The 1,127-nt window shown below is 31.8% G+C and carries 1 protein-coding gene; it reads left to right on the top strand.

Features of this window, described 5'->3' with window-relative positions; genetic code table 11:
* Positions 1-35: 35 nt before the first annotated feature.
* Positions 36-1,094: a hypothetical protein gene (locus AACX68_RS07610; RefSeq protein ID WP_228860874.1), complete on the top strand. Its 1,059-nt coding sequence runs from the start codon at positions 36-38 to the stop codon at positions 1,092-1,094.
* The last annotated feature ends 33 nt before the right edge of the window (positions 1,095-1,127 follow it).

Raw genomic sequence — 1,127 nt, 5'->3', positions numbered from 1 at the left:
ATTTATAGGTGTATATCACAAAAAGGATATATATAATGAAAATAAAATTCAAAAAATATTTTTCCATATTAATTTTATTTATACCTATCCCCCTGCTTTCCTTAAGTCCACCAAATATAAGCATTTGTAATCAGGTAAAAAATCCTCCTAAAGGAGTAATATATAAAAATCCTAAAGTCGGTGCTCTTATAGCAAAAAGACTCAACAAGCGATTTAACAATATCGTGAGTGAATGTGGAAATAACTTTAGCACTCCAGCTTATGAATGCAGCGGAATTATATTACGAGCGATCAACCCAAATGAAACTAATTTTTGGGAAAAGGGACAGGCATTCTCTTATTTCCGTGCAGATCTGAATACTTTTAAGCTTTTTAAAGATAGGCCAACAGCATATGTTATAAATGGAAGCGGTAGCTATAAAAACCCTTATGGAAAACAGGTTTATGCAAAATGTGTCTATCCATTAGATGGTTACACTATCAGTCGCAATTCCAATTCATATCTTCCAGGGTGTACAAGAAGCAACTTATTTCCGGATATTCCTGGAGAATGCGACAAAAGAGGGATAACGACCCTTGAACAATGGAAAGAGGATTTTAATAAAATCCCTAGAAATAAAATACCTGAAAGATATGCTCATCAATGCTCATTTGATGCTCATAGATCATCCGGTGCAAAGGAATTTGCATTAAATTTGGAGGCCAGGAAATCATTAAATATTAACCTAGAATCATATGATTACATACAAAATGAAATAATTATTAAGCCTTGGAATGAATTAGATTATAAGCCTCAGCATATACCTGTAGAGGCAATAATTTATACTGACTTTAATACGGAAAGTCATTATCCTGGGGTTCACGCGTTAAGATATGCCCAAGCTATGCAATGTGCATATGTAAAAGCAACTATGGATAATCTCGGCAATGAAAAAAGAGTAAAATATCCAGTTCCTATAATCTATCTTGACTTAGAGGAATTAAGAATTGGTAAGGGAAAAGAAATATTCAAATATAAAGAACGAGATCAAATGGTAACAAAAAGATTTGAAAAATCACATGCACCTAATTTTTATTTTTTGAAAAACATTTAAAAAATAAATTAAATATCCCATACAAATTAATCA

It is taken from the genome of Xenorhabdus sp. PB61.4 (assembly GCF_963894935.1).
GTDB classification, from domain to species: Bacteria; Pseudomonadota; Gammaproteobacteria; order Enterobacterales; family Enterobacteriaceae; genus Xenorhabdus; species Xenorhabdus stockiae.
This window is presented reverse-complemented; position numbering and strand designations above follow the sequence as displayed.